The following is a 2603-nucleotide window of genomic DNA, read 5'->3' as shown; positions in this document are numbered from 1 at the left end:
CCGACAACGGCCACGTCCGCCTGATCAACCGCAACAGCAACAAGGCGGTCGAAGTCCAGGGCGCGGCCACCAACGACGGCGGCAACATCGTCCAGTACAGCGACTGGGGCGGCGCCAACCAGCAGTGGCAGCTCGTCCGCGTCGGCGGGACCAGCCCCACGACCACCACGACCACTCAGCAACCGGGCGGTCAGTTCACCAACCCGGTGGTGTGGCAGGACTTCGCCGACGTCGAGGTCATCCGGGTCGGCGACGCGTACTACATGACCGCGTCGACGATGCACTACTCCCCCGGTGCACCGGTCCTGCGCTCCTACGACCTGGTCAACTGGGAGTTCGCCGGGCACTCCGTGCCGTCACTGGACTTCGGCACCAAGTACGACCTGACCAACGGGCAGCGGGCCTACGTCAACGGCATCTGGGCCTCGACGCTGCAGTACCGGCCGAGCAACCGCACGTACTACTGGGCCGGGTGCATCGACTTCAACGACACCTACATCTACACCGCGTCCAGCGTCGAGGGAACGTGGAGCCGGCACGCCCAGATCGACAACTGCTACTACGACGCGGGCATGCTCGTCGACGACAACGACACCATGTACGTCGCCTACGGCAACGGCACCATCAGCGTCGCCCAGCTGTCCGCGGACGGCCGCAGCCAGGTCCGCGCGCAGCAGGTGTTCCAGACACCGTCGAACATCGGGACGCTGGAGGGAGCGCGGTTCTACAAGCGCAACGGCAGCTACTACATCTGGCTGACCCGGCCCGCCAACGGCCAGTACGTGCTCAAGTCCGACAACGGTCCCTTCGGCCCGTACAGCTTGCGACAGGTGCTGCTGGACCTGCCGGGTCCGATCCCCGGCGGCGGCGTGCCCCACCAGGGCAGCCTGGTCCAGACGCAGAACGGGTCCTGGTACTACATGTCGTTCGTCGACGCCTACCCCGGCGGTCGGGTACCGGCCCTCGCCCCGATCAGCTGGACCGCGGACGGCTGGCCGACCCTGCAGACCGTCAACGGCAGGTGGGGCGTGAACTACCCCGCGCCGCTGCCGACCCGACCGGTCAAACCCCTCACCGGGTCCGACACGTTCGCGGGCACGGCACTCGGTCCGCAGTGGGAGTGGAACCACGACCCCGACACCGGCCGGTACTCGGTCGACAACGGGCTCAGGTTGCAGACGGCCACGGTCACCAACGACCTGTACGCCGCCCGCAACACCCTCACCCACCGCATCCAGGGGCCGACGTCCACCGCCACCATCGAGCTGGACTACAGCACGATGCGCGACGGCGACCGGTCCGGCCTGGCGATGCTCCGCCAGTCGTCGGCCTGGATCGGGGTCAAGCGCGACAACGGCCAGACCCGCGTGTCCATGACCAACGGCCTGGCCATGGACAGCAGCTGGCGCACCACCAACACCGGCACCGAGGCGGCGAGCGCCGCGATCAGCGGAGGCCGGGTCTGGCTGCGGATCAACGCCGACATCCAACCCGGGTCCAACCGCGTCGCCCGCTTCTCCTACAGCACGGACGGTGTCAACTTCACCGCGCTCGGCCCGAACTTCACGCTCAACAACGCGTGGCAGTTCTTCATGGGCTACCGCTTCGGCATCTTCAACCACGCCACCCAGGCCCTGGGCGGCGCCGTGACCGTGCGCAAGTTCGACCTGACCACTCCCTGACGACTCCCTGACACCGACGACCTGTCACGACGAAGCCGATTCCCCTGCGGTGAGTGGACGCAGGGGAATCGGCCGTTTGACCTAAGAAAACCCTGACCCGACTGCCAATTCTTCTCGAAATTTGCGAAAAAACTTTCGAATTTTTGCGAAACTGTGCAGCGGAACAGCGGCTCTGAATGCACTAAGAACGCCGGTGGCACGAACCGATTCAGTAGCCCGCTGACCTGCACTTACTGCCGTGGCTCAAGATCACTTGCGGGAGGTTCACGCGGGTTCATGCAGGGAAATACGCCGGGAGCGCGGCGGCGGATTGGACCTTGATTGCTCGAACTGTTTCGGTTGATACTGCTTAACGTTTCGAGCCGAGCGGGCAAGTCGGCCGCTCTCCTCCAATCCCACCCACCCGCGTGTGCGGGTGCTCCTCAGAAAGCGCCAAAACATGACGCTGACAGCGAAGTCAGTCTCACGAGTCGCACTCGTGACGACACTGGTGGCCGCCGCCGCGGGCGCCGCGGTCCTCGTGGCGTCGCCCGCCAGCGGCGCGGCCTCGACGCTCGCCGCAGCGGCGCAGCAGAGCGGTCGCTACTTCGGCACGGCCGTGGCCGCGAACAAGCTGGGCGACTCCACCTACGTCAACATCCTCAACCGTGAGTTCGACATGGTCACGGCTGAGAACGAGATGAAGATGGACGCGACCGAGCCGAACTGGCACTCGCAGCAGCCCGGCTGGATGCAGAACATGTCCGGCACCTCGCTGCGCAACGCCATGCTCAACCACGTCACCCAGGTCGCCACCTACTACCGCGGCAAGATCTACGCCTGGGACGTCGTCAACGAGGCCTACGCCGACGGCAGCGGCGGCGGGCGCCGCGACTCCAACCTCCAGCGCACCGGCAACGACTGGATCGAAGCCGCGTTCCG

The 2603-nt window shown here is 66.3% G+C and carries 2 protein-coding genes; both read left to right on the top strand.

What is annotated here, in order from left to right; genetic code table 11:
- A partial coding sequence (locus OQ02_RS39005; protein ID WP_033443719.1) for a family 43 glycosylhydrolase occupies positions 1-1682 on the top strand: 1682 nt, incomplete at its 5' end.
- A 439-nt stretch (positions 1683-2121) separates the two neighbouring features.
- The coding region (locus OQ02_RS39000; RefSeq protein ID WP_037329898.1) for an endo-1,4-beta-xylanase at positions 2122-2603 on the top strand (482 nt) is incomplete at its 3' end.

This window comes from Saccharothrix sp. NRRL B-16314 (assembly GCF_000716595.1).
Taxonomy (GTDB): domain Bacteria; phylum Actinomycetota; class Actinomycetes; order Mycobacteriales; family Pseudonocardiaceae; genus Actinosynnema.
Note: the sequence above shows the minus strand (reverse complement) of the source record. Positions and strands in the feature narration are given on the sequence as shown.